The sequence below is a fragment of the Olsenella sp. HMSC062G07 genome (assembly GCF_001811895.1).
Taxonomy (GTDB): domain Bacteria; phylum Actinomycetota; class Coriobacteriia; order Coriobacteriales; family Atopobiaceae; genus Olsenella_F; species Olsenella_F massiliensis.
Genome location: NZ_KV806931.1, coordinates 1 through 17,474, shown reverse-complemented (window position 1 = coordinate 17,474; position 17,474 = coordinate 1). Strand labels below are relative to the sequence as shown.

Genomic DNA, 17,474 nt, shown 5'->3' with positions numbered 1-17,474 from the left:
GCGACGGGGACGCGACCATCACGGGCTCCTGGACATTTAAGGCAGAACCGGTCAACCCAGAAGATCCAAAGAACCCAGGAGCTAAAAAGCCAAGTGTTCTACCAAAAACTGGCGATGCAATGAGTACCTCATTCTATGTATGTGGTATGGCGCTAATAGGATCTGCTCTTTTGGCACTAGCATTGGGGCTTAAGAAAAATAACAACCAATAGGCCAGACAGCGCCACTTAGGGAGCTTGTAATCCCGAAACATACGGTATAGTCGTGAAATGCGACTATACCGTTTTTTCGTCTTTCTTTTCTGCGGTGGAATAAACTTACCAATGCAGCCCCAAACGATACGCATCCTCTGCATCCTGTGAGCGCTAATTTACCTTGGTTTGAAAACTTCTATGCGCTCTACGAATTCGCGTATGACCTTTGGCCCTCGAGGCCGCTCACGTCACCGAGAACTGGGAGCAGTCTGGGGTGAAGGGGGATCTGACGCCTTCGTAGCGGCTGCGGTGGCGCTCGAGCAGGTCTTCCCGGTCGTAGCAGATCGCGCTATACAGGCCCTCGTATCCGTCGGACTTCTCGTCGTGCTCCCAGAACCCGACGGCCGCGAGAGGCGTCTTGCGGTACTGGGACGGGTGCCCGGACAGCGCGATGTGGCCCGGGGAGACCTCCGTGCTGCACGCAGGCGCCGGCAGGTCGTGCTTGCCGGCGGCGTGGGTGAGGTTGGTCGCCTCGGCCTGTATGACGTGGGGCTTTCCCGGTGTCCATGCCGCGCACCCTCGAGTGGCTCCGGGCAATGGAGCCGACCTACGTTGCCCTGGACAGCGAACAGAGCCAGCGACATTGTCCGCACGTCCTTCTATAATGTTATTATGGGCTAACTTTTTTACCGAGAGAGGTGCTCGATGACGCCAGAACAGTACAAGCAACTCTCTATTAGGGAGTTCACCAAAGCGGCAAAAGTCTATGAGACTGATCATGCGGGCATCTATGAGATGTGCAAGGACGACTACCCGCCCATGCTAGCGGAGCTCGAGATTGATCCGTTCGATAACGTGCTTGACGTAGGCTGCGGCACGGGCCCTGTTATCGAGCTGCTTGCCAAGAAGTACCCCGAAAAACACTTCGTCGGCCTCGATATCACGCCGGCGATGATTGAGGCCGCCCGGTCGAAAGGGCTTTCAAACGTCGAGTTCGTGGTAGGAGACGCCGAGAACCTGCCCTTCGGAGACGAGGACTTCGACGCGATCCTATGCTCCAACAGTTTCCACCACTATCCCAATCCGGGCGCCTTTCTGCGCGAGGCTCATCGCGTGCTGCGCCCCGGTGGCAAGCTCATTCTGCGCGACTATACGTCAAACGACGTTGTGGTTTGGCTCATGAACACCTTCGAAATGCCACTTGCGCGTCTGGCCGGCCACGGCGACGTGCGCATTCTGAAGATGGGAGAATACCGAGAGCTCGTGGAGGCAGCGGGCTTCGCGATTGAAAAGCTCGCCGCCCAGAAGGGGTTCCGCGCGCATCTGGTTGCGAAAAAGTAACGCCGGACAACGCTGCCCGCCCCGCCTATGAGCGCCACAAAATCGACTCCATGCGAAACCTCCCGAGCGAGAACGCGGCCCCTTGCTGCCGTACGTCTTCGCGGATGGTCACAAATCAAGCGGCATCATCAGCAAAGGAAAGCCCGCCGCCACAGGGCGACGGGCAAGGTGAGCAGGGGCCTCCTTGCATTTACGGGAGTTCGAGCCTGCGGGAATACTCGTCGGTCCAACCCGGCTCGTCGTACCAGCTTCCCGAGCCGTCGGGGTAGTCTGGCTTGAGGCTGTCGATAATCTGCTGTTGTACCGCCTCATCAGACGGATTGCCATATTCAAAAGACCAAGCCTCGGGATTAAAGCAAAACGGACAGGCGCGACGGCAGCCAGATACAAACAGCGTTGTTCTTACGCCAATGCCGCTGGCAATATCGCACTATTTGATAGTGGCGTAATTCATATGCGCCCCTGCCGCAGTCGTCACCAGCCACAAAGTATAGATCCAAAACTGATTTATACCTACTAGATGATGTGTTTTGTAATAATTCTTTTGACGTTGCCTGGGTATAGGGCTCAATGTCTTTGCAAAGTAGTCCTTTGATTTGTCAGACCAATTTGCATGCCTGAAGTTAAGGAAATCTTTCGAATTTTGCTTCTGGTTCCTTAAAGGGTGGTCAGAAGACAATGTGCTTAAGCAATACAACCCTGTCGTGAAATGCCGCAAGTCAGGAAAGGAGGGCGCATGGAAGTTATCCGCGAAGGGTCTACGTCTCATAATGATGTTGTCTATAGAGGCGGCGTAACTCGCTATAGCCGTAGCGCTTCAACACTTCGGTCGTATCAGCGCCGAGCGCATCGCCAACATCGTCATCGCGGCTGGTTCAAGCGCGTTATCATTCTTTTATCCTTTACGCTTACGTTCCTTGGTGTTATCTGTTTTCAACAGGGCTTGCCGCTATGGCAACGCCCTTCCAAGGCCACTCCTGCCGAGCTTGTCAGTCTTTTTGAACGCAATCCCGAAGCACGCCAGTTTGTTTTGGATTATGACAAGCACCACAACGATCATCCAACTATTGATCTTTCTGAATACGCTCACAGTCCCATGGTTCCGCTCTTCTTGCAGTGGGATGAGCGCTGGGGCTATACCAACTATGCGGGTCAGTATTTTGCGCTTTCTGGTTGTGGTCCGAGCTGTTTATCGATGGCCTATATCTATCTTACGGGGGACACATCGATGTCGCCTCTTGCGATGGGCGAGTTTGCAACAGCTCAGGGTTATGCAGTCGATGGAGAGGGTAGTGCCTGGGCGCTCATATCTCAGGGCGGTCGAAAATTAGGTTTAGATGTGACCGAGATTCCCCTGCAAGAGAAACGTGTTAAGACAAACCTCGAAGCAGGCAATCCCATTATTTGCATCATGGGTCAGGGTGATTTTACCAAGACTGGTCATTTTATTGTTCTCGCTGGTCTTAGGGAAGATGGTATCGTTGTGCGTGATCCCAATAGCAGAGAACGCTCCAATAAGATTTGGACCTACGATGAGCTTGAGGGCCAGATTCAAAATCTCTGGGTCCTGCGCAAACGTCAAGTCTAACAAGCAGAACTTGCCGCCTGCCACCTCATATATCCTCGTGAAAAAAAGCCCTTGTTCGTACACCACCTGCCCTGACGAAACGTTGTATTGAAATGCAAGGGTCTATGTGAGAAAGAGTTCAGATGTATCGCATTCTTCTAGTAGATGACGACCGTGATATTGTTGGTGCACTCAAGATTTATCTGCAAAATCCTGACTATGAGCTGCTTTGTGCCTATGACGGCAAGCAAGCTGTTGCGACGGTAGAGCAGGGGATTGAAGACAGCCGTCCCGTCGATTTAGTGTTGCTTGATGTGATGATGCCCGTGATGGATGGCCCGGCGGCACTGGTACAAATCCGCAAACTCAGCAATGTGCCGGTGATTATGCTTACCGCTAAAAGTGAGGACGCAGACAAGGTGCTCGGTCTTGATTTGGGCGCGGATGATTATGTCACCAAGCCTTTTGTACCTGCAGAGTTATTGGCACGCGTACGTAGTGCACTGCGCCGATACAAGCGGCTCGGTGCCGCCAGTCCTCAGGAAGAGGAAGCTGCCACAACGCTTGTGCTTGGTGGTATCGAACTCGATGATGCTGCAAAAAAAGTTACCGTAGATGGCGAAGCGGTTGCGCTTACACCCAAAGAATATGACATCTGCCATTTTCTTATGAAGCATCCTGGACGTGTCTTTAGCCCAGCTGCAATCTACGAGGCAGTCTGGGGCGCACCCTCGTATGGCTGTGAAAATACCGTTGCTGTTCACGTACGTCATCTGCGAGAAAAAATAGAGATTAACCCTGCTGAGCCTCGCTATCTCATGGTGGTGTGGGGCCGCGGCTACAAGATGGGAGGCGTACGATGAAGCGCAATAACCAGCAAATCCCCAATGAGCACGCCGGCGCTCTTTGGGTTTGGCTCATGTGCATCTTGGCGTTTATCAGCGTCTTTTTGTTGGTTCCTCTGGTTCATACTTTTTTTGTCTATGCTGCACATGGCATGACCGATTTTCCTGAGAGCTATTACGTTATGTGCACCCTTGATTGTGCACTCGTGCTCTTTATGCTCTTTGTGGCAAAGCATTGGGAGATGGCTGACGATATCAAAACCGCTTGGTCATACCTTTGGCGCTGGGCACTGGGATATGTCGCAGTCGTCATCGTAGTACTGTTTTGCGTATCCTCGGGTTTTTTTATCGCGTTGCTGGTGTTAGCGCTGTGTTCTTTAAGCTTTGTGATGCTGGGTGAACGCCAGGCCCGTCTTGACGATATAAGCAAAACAATTAAGCGTCTGGCTGCTGGTGATTTTACAGCGCAGGTGGATGAAAGTTTGATGCGCGGTAATCTTCGCGAGCTCGCAAGCGATATCAACAGATTGGCGCACGTGAGCTCTGTGGCTGCAGATGAGCAGGCTAACGCCTTGCGCTTGAGTCTTGATGCCGAGCAGGACAAGGTGCGCGCCGAGCGCCTACGCACCGAGCTCATTGCCAATGTGAGCCATGATCTCAAGACGCCGTTGACTTCGGTAATCAACTATGCCGATTTGCTTTCTGCTGAGCTTGCTATTGCTCCAGAGGGTCGTGATGAAGACAAGCTTGAGGAATGCTCTGATGTGCTCGCCCGTCAGTCTGTGCGCCTACGCAAGCTCATTGAGGATTTGATTGAGGCTTCCAAGGCCCAGACAGGCAATATCTCAGTTGCACTGGCGCCGCTTGATGCTTCTGTGCTGGTGGCGCAGGCAGGTGGTGAGTGGACAGAGCGCCTGGACAAGCAGAACGTTCAGCTGATATGCACCACTTCTGACGAGCCGTTGATGATTAATGCCGATGGTAGGCAGATGGGTCGCATCTTTGACAATATCCTTAGCAACGTGTCCAAGTATGCCATGGCAGGAACAAGGGCCTATTTCAGCGCTCAGCCCTCAGCTGAGGGGGGAGTAGACATTAGCTGCAAGAATATCTCTGCAACGCAGTTGAATATTAGTGCGGAAGAACTGCTAGAGCGCTTTGTGCGGGGAGACGCTTCACGCACGACCGAAGGTTCGGGCTTGGGTCTTTCGATTGCTCAGAGTCTGATGGAGCTTCAAGGTGGGAGTTTGAAACTTGCAATAGATGCAGACCTGTTTTCAGTGACGCTTCACTTTCCCAGCGTAGCCATAACTACCGACAGCTTTCATGCGCTTAGTGTTTCTCATGCAGCGTCTGTTAGTCTCACTGCCAGCGCTTCTCATGCAGAGTAGTCTTTAGTGGTGCGAGTGCGGGCGTTTGTCTTATGTGATGAGATGATAACGGCAAACTTCTTCCACGTGAGATGATGAAAAAAAGAAGGGGCTTTTGATACAGCCTCCTGCGCCTGCCGGGTTATCGCTGTGTTTACTTACAAGTTCTTAATTACGTCTGAATATTTGGACAAGAGGAAATCGTCGAAACAGTCAAACCCGGCTTTACTTTCCCGTCGATCTTCCATGATATGACCGCTCCGCTAGAGCAATCTATGCAGTAAAGGTGTCTGTATGGAGGCTAGGGGCTACAACGCTCTGATGCGCGGCGTCTCTTTATGGTCGACGATAAAATGACCCGTCGTTGATCTCAGCGAGGCGTGCGTTTAGCTTGCCAAGAAGCTTGGGCGTACGAGCTTTGTCCACATTTTCTTGCTCTTCGTTGAACCAACACGCCATACCGTGCGAGTCGAACTCGTAGTAGAAGTCGTACAGCTTGCCAATCTTTCCGTTTAAAGACGCTACGACTGGATCGTCGTGAACCAAGGGAAGGCTGTCTGTCTCTACACCGGCGTCCTCTATGCAGGTCCAAACTGGCTCATGCAGGAGCTCGTTCATGATTTTGATGGTGAACATCAGGGCGCCTTTCCGTATGTGTGAGGATGCGTCGAGACAATAAAGCTGTTTGTACCGACACCGATGACCACACCATAACAGCGCTCATGCTCTGTGAGATTTTCAATGGCCCTTGGCTGCTCGCTTGCAGGGGCCGCCTGACATTTTTAAGCTGCCTCCCGCTTTTCGATATCCAAGTTTGGGAGGCAGTTCAATAGTTTTAAACGGTTCAAGTTTTGAAAATGTAGTTCAGAAGTTTAGGCTGAAGCTTTTGTCTGATAGTTTCTGGCCAATCCGGCGGTCCTTAGGAATTCGATTTGAGTTAGAGAAGTGAAAACGTCCGCGACGGTGGGGGAGGATGCCGTGAGGAACTTCTCCTGCCTCGACAGCCTGTCTGGCTACGAAGTCGGTTTTGGGCATGTGGTCTGTCAGACTCCGGATTCATATTTCATCACTCGGGAAGTCCAGGCGGTTTCCGTGTGGGCAATTTGATATGTGCGTGAGCCCTAGTTGGCCGCATGGGAGGCCGAGGTCCCCAGCGCTAACCGCGTGTGCTACGACATCACGTCCAAGCTGCCCCAATTCCCAAAACTGAAACTCAGTTTGAACTCAGCGCATCTTTTGAAGCTCGATTTTCGCAAAAGTGCAGGTTTTCTCCCGCTGGGCGCGTCCTGGAGACTCCTACAGCCATATCCATGACCTTTAGCATTCCTTTAGAAAGCCCGCCCAAACTGAGATATGAAAGGTCGGCCGGCAAGACAGGAGACGACATGACAAGATACGTTCTGGAAACGTGCGGGCTTTCCAAGCGGTTCGGGCGGGGAGGCGGCGCCCAGACGGCGGTGGACCACGTGTCCCTGCACGTCGACGAGGGAAAGGTCTACGGGCTGCTCGGTCCCAACGGCGCAGGCAAGTCGACCACGCTCAAGATGATCACGGGCATGCTGCGCCCCACGGGGGGCCAGATGCTCTTCGAGGGGCACCCCTGGGAACGAGACGACCTTTACCGCATCGGCTCGCTTGTTGAACAGGCGCCCCTCTATCCGAACCTGACCGCGAAAGAGAATCTGCGCGTGCGTACGACGCTGCTGGGCCTGCCGGAAGAGAGGATCGACGAGGCGCTGCAGACGGTGGGGCTCGCTGACACGGGGGTCAAGCGTGCCGGGAGGTTCTCGATGGGAATGAAGCAGCGCCTGGGGATAGCGCTCGCGCTGCTCGCGAACCCGCGCCTGCTGATCCTGGACGAGCCGACCAACGGGCTCGACCCCATCGGTATCGAGGAGCTCCGCGGCCTCATTCGGAGCTTCCCCGAGCACGGCATCACAGTGCTGCTATCGAGCCACATCCTCGGCGAGGTGCAGCACACGGCCGACACTGTTGGCATCATCGTCGGCGGCAGGCTCGCCTACGAGGACGCCCTGAATGAGGGCGAGGACCTGGAAGCTCTCTTCATGGACGTGTGCCGAAAGGGGGCGACCCGATGAGGACGGAGAGAGGCCTGCCCGCGCGCGGCTCCTTCGCGCGCGCCCTGCGCTCGGAGGCCCTGAAGTCGAGGCACGCCGCGCCGGTGCGCCTGGCCGTCGCCCTGGCCCTGCCCTTTCCGCTGCTGGCGGCCTTCATCGCCCTGCACATACCGCAACTGGGCCTGCAGTACGCCCCTTGGAACTACTGGTACGCACTGCTGATGCCGGTCTCGATCGCGCTCGTGGCTGCTACGGTGGCCAACGCCGACGTGCGCCTGGGCAACCGCGCCCTGCTCTCGGTCGGCGTGCCGCTGCCTCTGGCCTGGGGCGCGAAGGTCGCCTGGTGCCTGGCTCTCTCGCTGCTGTCGAACCTCGTCGTCCTCGCCGTGTACGCCGTGACGTCGCTCGCGGTGCCGCAGGGCGCGGCGAGCATGCCGGCAATGGTGGCCGCGGCGCTTGCGTTGACCGTCACGAGCGCGTGGATGGTCCCGGCGACGCTCTTCCTCACGATGCGCGCCGGGATGCTCGCGGGCGTCTTCGTCCCGCTGGCAGCGCAGCTGGCCCTGGGCTTCGGCTGGTCGGCCGTGCCGTTCTGGCCCGCCTGCCCGCCCACGGCCACCATGGTGCTGCCGACGGCGTTTCTGCCCGTCCTGCCGAGTGGCGAGCCAGCAAGTGCCGGCATGGCCCTCGTGGAGTCGATGTCTCAGGGGGACGTCGTGCTTGCGCTCGCCGTCTCCTGCGCACTCGCTGCCGCGCTCACGGCCGCCGGCGCGGCGTGGATCGCCAGATCGGAGGAGCTGCGATGACGAGGGTGATGGCGAATCATGCGAATGGAGACTGCGGTGCGAGTGGAGACGGGGTCTCGCGTGCGTCGATGCCGCGCATGACGCCTTCGCGTGCCCTGCGTGCCGAGGCGCTGCGCCTGCGCCGGTCTCCCCTGGTGCCGCTACACCTGGCGTGCTCCCTGGCGGCGGGTGTGGCGTGCGGGGCGTATTTCGCCTTCGCCCCCTGGGACGCGTCCATGGGGGCGGACGCCTTCGTGCAGCTGCTCGGTTCCCTGATGCCGCTCATGGCGGGCATCGTCTGCGGGCTGGACGCGGATGCAGAGGGAGAGGCCACGGGTCTCTCGGGCCTGCTTGCCGTCCCGTCGAGGCGGGTGGCGCTCTCCGCGAGGCTCCTCGCGCTCTGGCTGATGGGCTCGCTTGCCCTCCTTCTCGCTGTGGTCGTGTTCGCCGTTCCCCTCGTCCTAGCCGGGCGCGAGGCGTTGGGACCGGGCATCTTGGCATGCGCCGCCCTCGGGCTCTCCCTGGGGAGCGTCCCGCTCTACCTCGTCCTCTACGCCGTCGCGCTGCGCTGGGGCCGCAACGCCGCGATAGCGACGGGCGCGGCGGGCCTCATGCTCGCGTTCTTCTCGATGGGAGGGCTTGCGCACGGCCTCATGACCGGCGAGCTCACCGCCGCCGGGGCGAACGTGCTCTCGTACTTGCCGACCAGCTGGGCGGTGCTCCTGGGCTCCCTTCCCGTCGAGCTGGCTATCGCGAGCGGGCCGGCGGGCTCGGCGGGCGCCGCGGCCCACGTCGCCTCTGCGATCGGGCCTGCTGCAGGCCTGTGCACCGCCGCGACCGTCCTGCTCTCATGCGCCTCGGCTGCATGGATCTTTCGCTTCGAGCCCGCCTTGCGCGGAGAATGAGGAGGTGCTGACATGATGGAAAGAACGCGTAAGCGCGGGCTCATCTTCCTCGCGCTGGCCGCCGCAATCGTGCTTGCCGTCGCAGTCCTGCGGGGGTGTACCGGCTGCGCTGGCGCGGGACCGGTGGCCAAGAGCGTGGCCGACAGATTGCTGCCAGCGCCACAGCGCACGGTCTGGGCCCGCTGCCCGGCTCCGGGCACCCATTCGGATTCGTACCAGGACGCGTCCGGCTCGAGCACGAACTACGTATACGACGTGGAGGCGGCCACCGAGGACGGCAGGCACATCACCGTGACCATCATCCTCTTCGGACGGGAAGCCTCCGGGGAGGGATGGCTCGAGATCGACGCCAGGGGGACCTCCGGCGTGCACTATCAGAGCGTCGCAGAGGATGAGGTCCCGCAGGTCGCGCGCACAGCCCTGGGCGACGGGTGAGCTCTTGGCGAGCGGGACCGCCCGCGAACGTGGTGTACCATCATAAGATTAGCTGATATGGCAAAGTCCCCGCAGGGACCCTGCAGGGCGCGCAAGGAGGTGGGGACGCGTGGCGCGAATTCTCGCAATCGACGATGACGGGGCGATCACCGACCTGCTCTTTCGCGTGCTTGCTCGCGACGGCCACGTCGTCGACGTCGCGAACGATTCAGTGTCCGCGCTCGACCTCGACCTGTCCCGCTACGACCTCGTCCTGTGCGACGTGATGATGCCCGGCATGGGCGGCTTCGAGCTGGTGGAGCGCATCCGGGACCGCGTGGACGCGCCCATCCTCTTCCTCACCGCGAAGGTTGCCGAGGAGGACGCCGTGCGCGGCCTGTCTCTGGGTGCCGACGACTACGTGCGCAAGCCGTTCGGCATCGCGGAGCTGCGGGCCAAGGTGGCCGCCCATCTGCGCCGAGAGGGCCGGGTGCGCACGCATGCGCTCGTCCTGGGCGATGTGCGCATCGACCTCGACGCGCGTGAGCTCTTTGTAAGCGGCAAGGTGGTGCCCCTCACGCCCACCGAGTACGCCCTGTGCGAGTGCCTCGCGCAGCATCGCGGCCGGGTGCTCTCGCGGCCGCAGATTCACGAGGAAGCCCTCGGGTGGGCTTCGGACGCGGGCGACGACGCCGTTTCCATGCACGTGAGCAACGCCCGCGCGAAGCTCCGCCGCGCAGGCGTGGACCCTATCGAGACGGCTCGCGGGATGGGGTACAGGTGGCGGGCGTAGAAGCCGTGCGCCGGCGCATGCGCATCCCCCTGGCCCTGGTGGTGGGCCGCTACTTCCTGTACGTGCTCGTCGGTGCGCTTTTCGCCGTGGGCATCCCCGCCGGCGCCTTTGCCTGGCAGATAGGGTCCGGCGCCGTCCTGCTCGCGAACTACGGCGAGGTCCATCTGAAAGAGGTCGAAGGCATCCTGGCCGGACAGGCCTCCTTCGACGCCGGCGCCATCCCATCGGCGTACCGCTTCGCCCGCTTCGGGGCGGACGGCTCCCTCCTTACGTCCGACATGCCCGATGCGCAGCTTGCAGCTGCGCAGGATGTCGCAGCCCCACTCGACGGGGACGGCCCTCGCATCGTTGAGGCTGCCTCGTCGTCCTTCTACTTCGCAGTGAGGCTGGCCGACGGTGGACGCTGCGTGCTTCGCTACGAGATCGTGCCGCAGTGGGCCGACAAGGGGACGCGCGACGCCCTTCCAAACCCCCAGGACTTGTTCGTGTGGGCCGCGCTGATCGCGCTGGTTCTTGTCGTCGCCCTCGTCGCCATGCGCGCCGGGCGTGTGATAACGCGCAGGATGGAGCCCCTGACGTCTGCGGCAGAGGCCGTCGGTAGGCAGGACCTGGACACGTCCGTTGGGAGCAGCGACGTGACCGAGATCGACGACGTGCTGCGCGCGATGGAGACGATGCGGGTCTCGCTGAAGGACTCGCTGGAAACGCAGCGGGCAGCCGAACGGCGAGGCCGCGAGCAGGTCTCCGCGCTCGCGCACGATCTCAAGACGCCCCTCACGGTGGCACTCGGCAACGCTGACCTGCTCGCCGAGGACGCCGCCTCGGGCGCGCTCGGCGCGGACCAGGCCGCTTCCGCCCGGGCGATGCGGGACGCGGCGCTCTCCATGGACGCCTTCGTGGACAGGATCGTCGAGGCATCCCGCGGGCAGACGGAGGAGATGAGCTTTGCGCCGGTGGACCCCGGAGTTCTCGCCGACGGGCTGGAGGGCGCGGTGGGAAGGCTTGTCGCGGCGCGCGGGCTCGTTCTCGAGGCATCGCGCACTACCGCGTTCGAGGACGCCTGCAACGCGGCCGCCGCGAAGGCGGCGTTGCCGCTCTGGGACGCAGGCGCCCTTGAGCGTGCGGTGCTCAACTTGGCGGGAAACGCCTGCGACCACGCGGGTGGCGGCCACGTGGCGCTCGCGTTCTCCTTCGACGGCAGCGCGCAGGTCCTCTCCATCGCCGTCGAGGACGACGGCGATGGCTTCTCGTCCGAGGCCCTCGCGCACGGGGTGGAGCGGTTCTTCCGCGGCGACGCATCGCGCACCAACGCAGGAGGCGCGGGCGGCGCGGCTCACTTTGGGCTGGGCCTGTCGATTGCGTCGGATGTAGCCGAGGCGCATGGCGGCAGGCTCGAACTCTCGAACCGCGAGGACGCGGAGGGGAGCGTGCTCGGCGCCCGGGCCCGCATCGTGCTGCCGTTGGCGGTCGCGCAAGCCCAATGACCCCGAATCCAGCGAGGTCTCTCGCAAGAGCCGAATGCCCCTGCTTCATTGGATGCTTGCGCCTTGCTATTGACGCTTGCATCCATCTGCCCCTCAAAGAAATGACCTGCACCGCTTTTTCGGATACGCTTCTAGGCTGCATGCTCGCCGAGCATGGTCAGCCTGCATCCGCCGCTTTCCATGGCCGCGTTCCACATGTGTTCTGAGCCACGTGGACGAGCAGATTGAGCCGGTGAACCATGGCGCGAAGCGTATCGCCGAGCTGGTTCTTCCTGACGCGCAGAAGCCTCCCGATTCTCCGCCTCGGTATTCTCGTGGTTTACGCAACCATTGTCGGACAAGTCGGTATTCGCGGCATTGGCCCCCTGCACTGTGGTCCGCTCCAGTTTGAACATCTCGTCTGCCATGCGTCACCTCTCGTTTGGCATTTACTCGAATCAAATGCCCTTTCATGCCAAGAAGACCTTTTCCTTGGACGGTATTGAGAGGTGTACTAGCTCTGCCGAGACCCTGCAATGTGGCGCGGGGAGTTAGGCCACGCTAAGCCACTGTAAGGTCCGCTTTTCTAAAACGGTCATTTCACTCCAAGGAGCGCTTGCGGCTGCATGGCTACCGGAGAATCAGGCGCAGTGGCAATTGGAAAGGCAAAAGGAACCTGTGGGGAACGAGTTTCGACCGGACGCGCGCCCCACCAGTCGGCGACATCGCCTGGAACCCCGAGGGGACGTGTAGCTCAGTTCAGGACGAATCAACCTTCGGTTGATTAACTCAATCAAAATGGGCGACGGCTCGATTGCCCATCCGAAGCCGACCCCTTAACCTTTTAGGAGATTGAAGGACTTGAGACAGGGCGCCCATGGATGTCGAAATCTCGGTTGGGACCAACATCGCGAGAAACCGCAGGGAACGCGGGCTGACGCAGGAGGAGCTGGCAGCGTTCCTCGGGGTCACGAAGGCGTCGGTCTCCAAGTGGGAGACCGGGCAGAGCTATCCCGACATAGCGCTGCTGCCGCGCATCGCAACGTACTTCGGCATCAGCATAGACGAGCTCATGGGATACAGGCCGCAGATGAGCGACCAGGCAATCCGCATGGAATGCGCCCGCCTGCGCGCGGCCTTCGCCGAAGGTCCATTCGACCGGGCGCACGACATGTGCCGGGCTCTGGCGCGCGACTACTTCTCCTGCTACCCACTGCTCTTGCAGATAGCGACGCTCTACGCGAACCACGTCGACCTCGCCAGCCCTGGCGCGCGCGGCCCGCTCATCGAGGAGGCCATCGGCCTATGCGGCCGAGTGCGCCGAGGCGCCAAGGGCTCGGGCTGCGTAAGGCAGGCCGAGTCGGTCGAGGCGATCCTGATGCTGATGAAGGGAGGGGCGAAGGAGGCGGCGGAGCTTCTCGAGGACTCCGTCTCACCCGACATGGGCGCAGACATCATCCTTGCCAGGGCCTACTCCGCGCTCGGGATGACGGAAGAGGCCGACACAGCCCTGCAGTCGATGCTCTACCAGGCGCTCGTCCTGAGCCTGAGCCGGCTAGCAGGCCTCGCGATGCTTCACGCCTCGGAACCGGACAGGCTCGAAAGCGCTCACGTGCGCGCGCTCCGGATCATCGACTCGTTCGGCTTAGAAAAGGTGTTCGTGAACGTGCCGTCGGTGCACCTCTCCTTCGCGGCCGCCTTCAGCGTCGCAGGCGATGCAGACGGGGCCATCAGCTGCCTCGAGGACTACGTTCGCTCGTGTCGAGCCATGTGGTTCGACGGGGCGTTCCACGGGGACGCCTTCTTCGACAAGCTGGGCGATTGGTTCGAGCGCGCGAGCGCCGTCGGAGCCGACATGCCGCGCGACGAGAAGAGGGTGAAGGCGAGTCTGCTGGAGGGGGTTGCCGCGAACCCGGCGTTCGCTTCTCTATCCGACGACCCGCGCTTCGAGCGCATCGTGGCGAGCCTAAAGGAGGTCGCACATGGATAGCGCCAAGCGAGACGCCTCCTTCCGCAGGACGGTCGCGAAGAGGCGGATCGCCGTGTTCCTGCTCGTCACCTTCGCGCTCACCTGGGGCCTCATCATCGTGGCGGGATTGGCGCTCGACTCCTTCTCCGTGGGCGAGCTCGGCGCGCCTGCCGTGGTCCTGCCCATCACCGCTAGCATGTTCTTCCCCCTCGTCGGCGCGCTCGCGGCCAATCGGTGCTGCGATTCCGGAGGCGGGATCGACCTGAGTCTTCGCCCACGCGTGAAGGGGAACCTTCGCACGTACCTGGCCGCGTGGCTCGTCCCGGCGGCGGTCGCCTCGCTGGGCCTCCTCGCATTCTTCGCGATGTTTCCCGATCTGTTCGACCCGATGCCGCAAAGCCTCTTGCAGTCGATGTCGGCTGCCGCACAGGATGCTGGCGGAATGGCTGTCGGCACAGAGACGTCCATCATCGCCGTTTCAGTCATCTTCGCCCTCACGGTCGCTCCGTTCGTCAACATGCTGCCGGCCTTTGGGGAGGAGGCCGGTTGGCGCGGCCTGCTCTTTCCCTCGCTCTGCGAGCTCATGCCCCCGCGAGCCGCCGTCCTCGCGTCCGGTCTCGTGTGGGGGATATGGCATGCCCCGATCATCGCCATGGGCCATCACTTCGGGATGGGCTACGCCGGCTTCCCGTGGACGGGGGTCCTCGTGATGGTCGCGACCTGCACTGCAATGGGCTCATTCCTTAGCTTGCTGAGAACGCGTGCGGGGAGCGTTTGGCCATGCGCCCTGGCGCATGGTGCGTTCAACGCCACGGCCAACATCGGCCTCTTGTTCTGCGCGGGCGGGCAGGCCCTGGCAGGGCCATCCACCTACGGGTACGTTGCAGGCATCCCGCTGTTCATCCTGGGCGTGGCCTGCTGGCTGAAAACGACGGGGGCGGAAAGCCAGGACGGGCCTGCCGCAAACCGGCTTACGTGAACCGGGCTACATTGAGCCAGACGCCGTTTTACCCGTTCAGGTCATTTACTCCCGAGCAAAGCCGAGATGTATGAGGAAGCCTCGATGCCGATGTGAACTCAGTTGAGCACAACCTTCTCGCATTCCCGCAGGTCAGAGATTTACTCCCCAGTAACCTGTTACCATCCCAGCGCTTTCGCGTGCTGTAGTGGAACTCAGTGATGAGTTCCAGTTGAGTTCCGTTTTTGGAACGCTTTCGAGCTGCCGGGAGTACATGCAACCGCAGGTCAGTTCATATAGTGAGTTCACAGATGCTTGAATATCGACGATCGAGTGGGAGTAGGTTTCGGGTGATTTCCCGCTTTTGCATGTAGTGTTTTTTCATGTGACTGGCGGCTACCACCTCTTGCACGGTTTTGGACAAACCGTACGACGTCGATGGACAGGGCCGCGGGGGTTGCGACGCCTCCCCGTAGAACCTGCGCAGCGTTCTGCGGAGGCAAGGGGCCTTCCGGAAGAGGAAAGGGGCCTTCCGGAAGAGGCAAGGGGCCTTCCGGAAGAGGAAAGGATGGTGGCGATGTTCGCCTTGTGCCCATTCATGTCGATTCCACCTACCGTTTCCGGCCTCTCTTGACCGGTCGAATCAGCAGGAGCGAGCGGCCCTCCACTGGACCGCGAGATTGGCGATGAGATGGATGTGATTGTACGGGTGGATGCCATTAACGTGCAAAAGTTGCTAATATAGTATCGAAACCAATGTATTTTATTTGGGTTACGTGGTAATATCTGCAACATGAAATTCACGGAGTACATATCGAAGCATCAAGCGTTCACAACCGGCGCTCTCATGGTCGCGATGGACTCGCCGGTCGCTGCCGAGCAGCAGCTGCGCGAGGCCGTGCGGCGCGGTTCTGTCGAGAGGGTGCGGCGCGGGCTTCTCGTGTCCAACCACGGGCGCTTCGAGGGAGCTGGCGTGGACCCCTATGACGTTGCCGCCGCAGCCGACCCGGGCGCCGTGCTCTCGTACCATTCCGCCCTTGAGGCGCACGGCGTCGCGCACAACGTCGGCTTCGAGTGCCAGTTCAGGTCGGACGCCGTGAGGAAGCCTTTCGAGTTCCGCGGCATCCGCTACGTCCCCTGCGGACCCGTCGGCGATGCACGCTCGGCGCTCATCCGCGGGAAATCGTCACGCAGGCGTGCGGCCACCCGCGAGCAGACGATTGTCGACTGCCTCTGCTCCCCGCAGAGGTCCAGGGGCGCTGAGGAGGCCGTGAGGGGCGTCAGCGCCTTCGCCTACATCGACGCCGATGCGCTGCTCGGCATAGTCTCCGCCGCCGGCCCGTCTGCGGCCGCCCGCGTCGGCTGGCTCCTCACCGAGAAGGCGGCCGATTGGCACGTCGCGCCGGAGTGCCTGCAGGCCCTCAAGGACATGGTCGGCTCCGGGCCCTACCGCCTCGGTCCTGCCGGTGGCAGCCCGACCGGGTTCTCGGCCAAGTGGAGGCTTATCCTCCCCGACGCCGATGAGGAGGCGTCTTCATGGATCACGCGCTCGTGAACCGCTTTCCGCCCCAGACAGTCGAGAAGGTGGAGCGCCTGCTCGACCTTCTCGCAGAGGTCGGTGAGCACCCCTCGCTCAAAGGAAAGCTCGCCTTGCATGGCGGCACGGCCATCAACCTTTTTATGCTCGACATACCGAGGCTTTCGGTTGACATCGACGTTTCCTACATCGGCGCGGTTGGCCGGGATGAGGTGCTCGCCGACAGGCCGGTCGTGGAACGCTCGATCGAGGAGGCCGCGCAGTCGCAGGGATACGCCGTGTCGGGCGGCGATGGCGGGCATGCCGGCCGGACCTTCGTACTCGGCTACAGCTCCGCTTGGGGCCCGGACAGCGTCAAGGTCGACTGCATATACATGAACCGGTCGCCGCTGCTGCCGATAGAACCCAGGGAGACACCCCTCCGCTTCGGTATCGAGGTCGCCGTTTTTCTCGGACGCCGAACTCGCAGGCGGGAAGACGAAGGCGTTCTTCGACCGCGTCAAGGTCCGCGATCTCTACGACGTCTGCAACCTGGGGCGCGTCCTCGACGGGATGCCGGGGGACGAACGCGAAACCGTGCGGAAGGCGATCCTGTTCTACGCGTCGATATTGGCGAGCTTCCCGCACGGCTTCTCCCAGCGGCCTGAGCGCTTCGCTGACAGGCAGCGCGAATACGGGGGGCAGCTTCTGCCCATGTTGCGGCAAGGCCAGGAGCCGCCCTCACTCGAACCCTCGTGGCAGGCGCGCACGCGTTCGTGAGTGACTACGTCGAGCCGAAGGACGATGCGGAGCAGGAGTACTTCGAGCGCTTCGCCGCGGGCGACTTCCAGCCGTCGCTTCTGTTCCCTGACGAATCCATGGCCGCGGCGGCTCTCGCAAGTCCAGAGGCCCAGTGGAAGCTGCGCAACCTCAAGCGTATGTAGGGTCCCGTTTCCGCCAAACGCCAAAGCAGGCGGGTCTGCCAAGGGATGGACGTAGTAAGTGATACTCTCCATCACTGACCCGCGACTGTGATCACCCCCCGAGGCTCTTGTGACTACTCCCGAGAGGTTAGTACAGCGACAAAAACGATCGAAAGCGGTGGAGTCGCCTGCAGGTATTCATAGCGAGTTCCCCGCTGATAGCAAGTTGTGCCACCGCTTCCCCTTCGGGGCAAGCATGCACTCAGTGTGCCTGCTTAGCCTTTTCTCCTGGTTGCGAACGCGCCCGCCATCGCCCCAACGAAGACCACGGGGGCAAGCCTGACGAAAACGAA

20 protein-coding genes are annotated in these 17,474 nt (G+C 60.8%); 16 read left to right on the top strand and 4 right to left on the bottom strand.

Features of this window, described 5'->3' with window-relative positions:
* Positions 1 to 212: LPXTG cell wall anchor domain-containing protein (locus HMPREF2826_RS08950; RefSeq protein ID WP_148138280.1), on the top strand; the 212-nt coding region annotated here is incomplete at its 5' end.
* A gap of 225 nt (positions 213 to 437) precedes the next feature.
* Here the strand turns inward: HMPREF2826_RS08950 and HMPREF2826_RS00555 are convergent.
* Positions 438 to 791, bottom strand: a complete 354-nt coding sequence (locus tag HMPREF2826_RS00555; RefSeq protein ID WP_070638157.1) for a hypothetical protein — start codon at positions 789 to 791, stop codon at positions 438 to 440.
* A 108-nt stretch (positions 792 to 899) separates the two neighbouring features.
* On the opposite strand from HMPREF2826_RS00555, the gene HMPREF2826_RS00550 reads away from it, so the two are divergent.
* On the top strand, positions 900 to 1,535 hold the full coding sequence (locus tag HMPREF2826_RS00550; protein ID WP_070638154.1) for a class I SAM-dependent methyltransferase: 636 nt from the start codon (positions 900 to 902) through the stop codon (positions 1,533 to 1,535).
* A 190-nt stretch (positions 1,536 to 1,725) separates the two neighbouring features.
* Here HMPREF2826_RS00550 and HMPREF2826_RS09615 read toward each other — a convergent pair whose 3' ends face one another.
* A complete protein-coding gene (locus tag HMPREF2826_RS09615; protein ID WP_371440560.1) occupies positions 1,726 to 1,929 on the bottom strand; it encodes a 4Fe-4S cluster-binding domain-containing protein in 204 nt (67 codons plus the stop codon).
* 342 nt (positions 1,930 to 2,271) lie between these two features.
* Between HMPREF2826_RS09615 and HMPREF2826_RS08940 the strand changes: the two genes are divergently transcribed.
* The 3 genes from HMPREF2826_RS08940 to HMPREF2826_RS00535 all read left to right on the top strand — a co-directional run bounded on the left by HMPREF2826_RS08940 (position 2,272) and on the right by HMPREF2826_RS00535 (position 5,338).
* On the top strand, positions 2,272 to 3,123 hold the full coding sequence (locus tag HMPREF2826_RS08940; protein WP_168163950.1) for a C39 family peptidase: 852 nt from the start codon (positions 2,272 to 2,274) through the stop codon (positions 3,121 to 3,123).
* A 122-nt stretch (positions 3,124 to 3,245) separates the two neighbouring features.
* Positions 3,246 to 3,965 carry a response regulator transcription factor gene (locus HMPREF2826_RS08935; RefSeq protein WP_083307150.1) on the top strand — a complete coding sequence of 240 codons (720 nt, stop codon included), beginning with the start codon at positions 3,246 to 3,248 and terminating at the stop codon, positions 3,963 to 3,965.
* Positions 3,962 to 5,338 carry a sensor histidine kinase gene (locus tag HMPREF2826_RS00535; protein ID WP_070638146.1) on the top strand — a complete coding sequence of 459 codons (1,377 nt, stop codon included), beginning with the start codon at positions 3,962 to 3,964 and terminating at the stop codon, positions 5,336 to 5,338. The genes HMPREF2826_RS08935 and HMPREF2826_RS00535 overlap by 4 nt, the downstream gene beginning before the upstream one ends.
* Before the next feature lie 315 nt (positions 5,339 to 5,653).
* Here the strand turns inward: HMPREF2826_RS00535 and HMPREF2826_RS00530 are convergent, their stop codons facing one another.
* Complete coding sequence (locus HMPREF2826_RS00530; RefSeq protein WP_070638143.1) at positions 5,654 to 5,953, bottom strand: hypothetical protein; 300 nt, start codon at positions 5,951 to 5,953, stop codon at positions 5,654 to 5,656.
* A gap of 749 nt (positions 5,954 to 6,702) precedes the next feature.
* Between HMPREF2826_RS00530 and HMPREF2826_RS00525 the strand changes: the two genes are divergently transcribed.
* The 6 genes from HMPREF2826_RS00525 to HMPREF2826_RS00500 all read left to right on the top strand — a co-directional run bounded on the left by HMPREF2826_RS00525 (position 6,703) and on the right by HMPREF2826_RS00500 (position 11,776).
* The gene (locus tag HMPREF2826_RS00525) at positions 6,703 to 7,416 is read left to right on the top strand and encodes a lantibiotic protection ABC transporter ATP-binding protein (protein WP_070638141.1); all 714 of its coding nucleotides are present in this window, start codon (positions 6,703 to 6,705) and stop codon (positions 7,414 to 7,416) included.
* The gene (locus HMPREF2826_RS00520; RefSeq protein WP_070638138.1) at positions 7,413 to 8,201 is read left to right on the top strand and encodes a lantibiotic immunity ABC transporter MutE/EpiE family permease subunit; all 789 of its coding nucleotides are present in this window, start codon (positions 7,413 to 7,415) and stop codon (positions 8,199 to 8,201) included. Before HMPREF2826_RS00525 ends, HMPREF2826_RS00520 begins: the two co-directional genes overlap by 4 nt.
* A gap of 77 nt (positions 8,202 to 8,278) precedes the next feature.
* Complete coding sequence (locus tag HMPREF2826_RS00515) at positions 8,279 to 9,085, top strand: ABC transporter permease (RefSeq protein ID WP_246824626.1); 807 nt, start codon at positions 8,279 to 8,281, stop codon at positions 9,083 to 9,085.
* Between the two features lie 12 nt (positions 9,086 to 9,097).
* On the top strand, positions 9,098 to 9,520 hold the full coding sequence (locus HMPREF2826_RS00510) for a YxeA family protein (protein WP_070638131.1): 423 nt from the start codon (positions 9,098 to 9,100) through the stop codon (positions 9,518 to 9,520).
* A gap of 109 nt (positions 9,521 to 9,629) precedes the next feature.
* Entirely contained in the window at positions 9,630 to 10,292 is a 663-nt protein-coding gene (locus HMPREF2826_RS00505) for a response regulator transcription factor (protein WP_058270918.1), read from the top strand.
* Entirely contained in the window at positions 10,280 to 11,776 is a 1,497-nt protein-coding gene (locus HMPREF2826_RS00500) for a HAMP domain-containing sensor histidine kinase (protein ID WP_246824625.1), read from the top strand. The genes HMPREF2826_RS00505 and HMPREF2826_RS00500 overlap by 13 nt, the downstream gene beginning before the upstream one ends.
* Positions 11,777 to 11,907: 131 nt before the next feature.
* On the opposite strand, the gene HMPREF2826_RS09350 is transcribed toward HMPREF2826_RS00500, so the two are convergent.
* Entirely contained in the window at positions 11,908 to 12,183 is a 276-nt protein-coding gene (locus HMPREF2826_RS09350) for a hypothetical protein (protein WP_168163949.1), read from the bottom strand.
* Between the two features lie 449 nt (positions 12,184 to 12,632).
* Between HMPREF2826_RS09350 and HMPREF2826_RS00495 the strand changes: the two genes are divergently transcribed.
* From HMPREF2826_RS00495 to HMPREF2826_RS00475, 5 genes are all read left to right on the top strand, one after another.
* Positions 12,633 to 13,745 carry a helix-turn-helix domain-containing protein gene (locus HMPREF2826_RS00495; RefSeq protein ID WP_070638128.1) on the top strand — a complete coding sequence of 371 codons (1,113 nt, stop codon included), beginning with the start codon at positions 12,633 to 12,635 and terminating at the stop codon, positions 13,743 to 13,745.
* Positions 13,738 to 14,703, top strand: coding sequence for a CPBP family intramembrane glutamic endopeptidase (locus HMPREF2826_RS00490; RefSeq protein ID WP_070638125.1), 966 nt, complete (start codon positions 13,738 to 13,740; stop codon positions 14,701 to 14,703). Before HMPREF2826_RS00495 ends, HMPREF2826_RS00490 begins: the two co-directional genes overlap by 8 nt.
* Before the next feature lie 772 nt (positions 14,704 to 15,475).
* Complete coding sequence (locus HMPREF2826_RS00485) at positions 15,476 to 16,237, top strand: type IV toxin-antitoxin system AbiEi family antitoxin domain-containing protein (RefSeq protein ID WP_148138279.1); 762 nt, start codon at positions 15,476 to 15,478, stop codon at positions 16,235 to 16,237.
* Positions 16,219 to 16,866, top strand: coding sequence for a nucleotidyl transferase AbiEii/AbiGii toxin family protein (locus HMPREF2826_RS00480; protein WP_070638119.1), 648 nt, complete (start codon positions 16,219 to 16,221; stop codon positions 16,864 to 16,866). Before HMPREF2826_RS00485 ends, HMPREF2826_RS00480 begins: the two co-directional genes overlap by 19 nt.
* A 108-nt stretch (positions 16,867 to 16,974) precedes the next feature.
* Positions 16,975 to 17,142 (top strand): hypothetical protein, encoded by a 168-nt coding sequence (locus tag HMPREF2826_RS00475; protein ID WP_210388938.1) that lies wholly within the window; start codon positions 16,975 to 16,977, stop codon positions 17,140 to 17,142.
* Positions 17,143 to 17,474: the final 332 nt, after the last annotated feature.

Coding starts and splice junctions, on each gene's coding strand:
- HMPREF2826_RS00495 (WP_070638128.1), top strand. CDS start 12,633: ATGGATGTCGAAATCTCGGTTGGGACCAACATCGCGAGAAACCGCAGG.
- HMPREF2826_RS00535 (WP_070638146.1), top strand. CDS start 3,962: ATGAAGCGCAATAACCAGCAAATCCCCAATGAGCACGCCGGCGCTCTT.
- HMPREF2826_RS09350 (WP_168163949.1), bottom strand. CDS start 12,183: ATGGCAGACGAGATGTTCAAACTGGAGCGGACCACAGTGCAGGGGGCC.
- HMPREF2826_RS00530 (WP_070638143.1), bottom strand. CDS start 5,953: ATGTTCACCATCAAAATCATGAACGAGCTCCTGCATGAGCCAGTTTGG.
- HMPREF2826_RS00510 (WP_070638131.1), top strand. CDS start 9,098: ATGATGGAAAGAACGCGTAAGCGCGGGCTCATCTTCCTCGCGCTGGCC.
- HMPREF2826_RS00480 (WP_070638119.1), top strand. CDS start 16,219: ATGGATCACGCGCTCGTGAACCGCTTTCCGCCCCAGACAGTCGAGAAG.
- HMPREF2826_RS08940 (WP_168163950.1), top strand. CDS start 2,272: ATGGAAGTTATCCGCGAAGGGTCTACGTCTCATAATGATGTTGTCTAT.
- HMPREF2826_RS00515 (WP_246824626.1), top strand. CDS start 8,279: ATGACGCCTTCGCGTGCCCTGCGTGCCGAGGCGCTGCGCCTGCGCCGG.
- HMPREF2826_RS00490 (WP_070638125.1), top strand. CDS start 13,738: ATGGATAGCGCCAAGCGAGACGCCTCCTTCCGCAGGACGGTCGCGAAG.
- HMPREF2826_RS00520 (WP_070638138.1), top strand. CDS start 7,413: ATGAGGACGGAGAGAGGCCTGCCCGCGCGCGGCTCCTTCGCGCGCGCC.
- HMPREF2826_RS00550 (WP_070638154.1), top strand. CDS start 900: ATGACGCCAGAACAGTACAAGCAACTCTCTATTAGGGAGTTCACCAAA.
- HMPREF2826_RS00485 (WP_148138279.1), top strand. CDS start 15,476: ATGAAATTCACGGAGTACATATCGAAGCATCAAGCGTTCACAACCGGC.
- HMPREF2826_RS00525 (WP_070638141.1), top strand. CDS start 6,703: ATGACAAGATACGTTCTGGAAACGTGCGGGCTTTCCAAGCGGTTCGGG.
- HMPREF2826_RS08935 (WP_083307150.1), top strand. CDS start 3,246: ATGTATCGCATTCTTCTAGTAGATGACGACCGTGATATTGTTGGTGCA.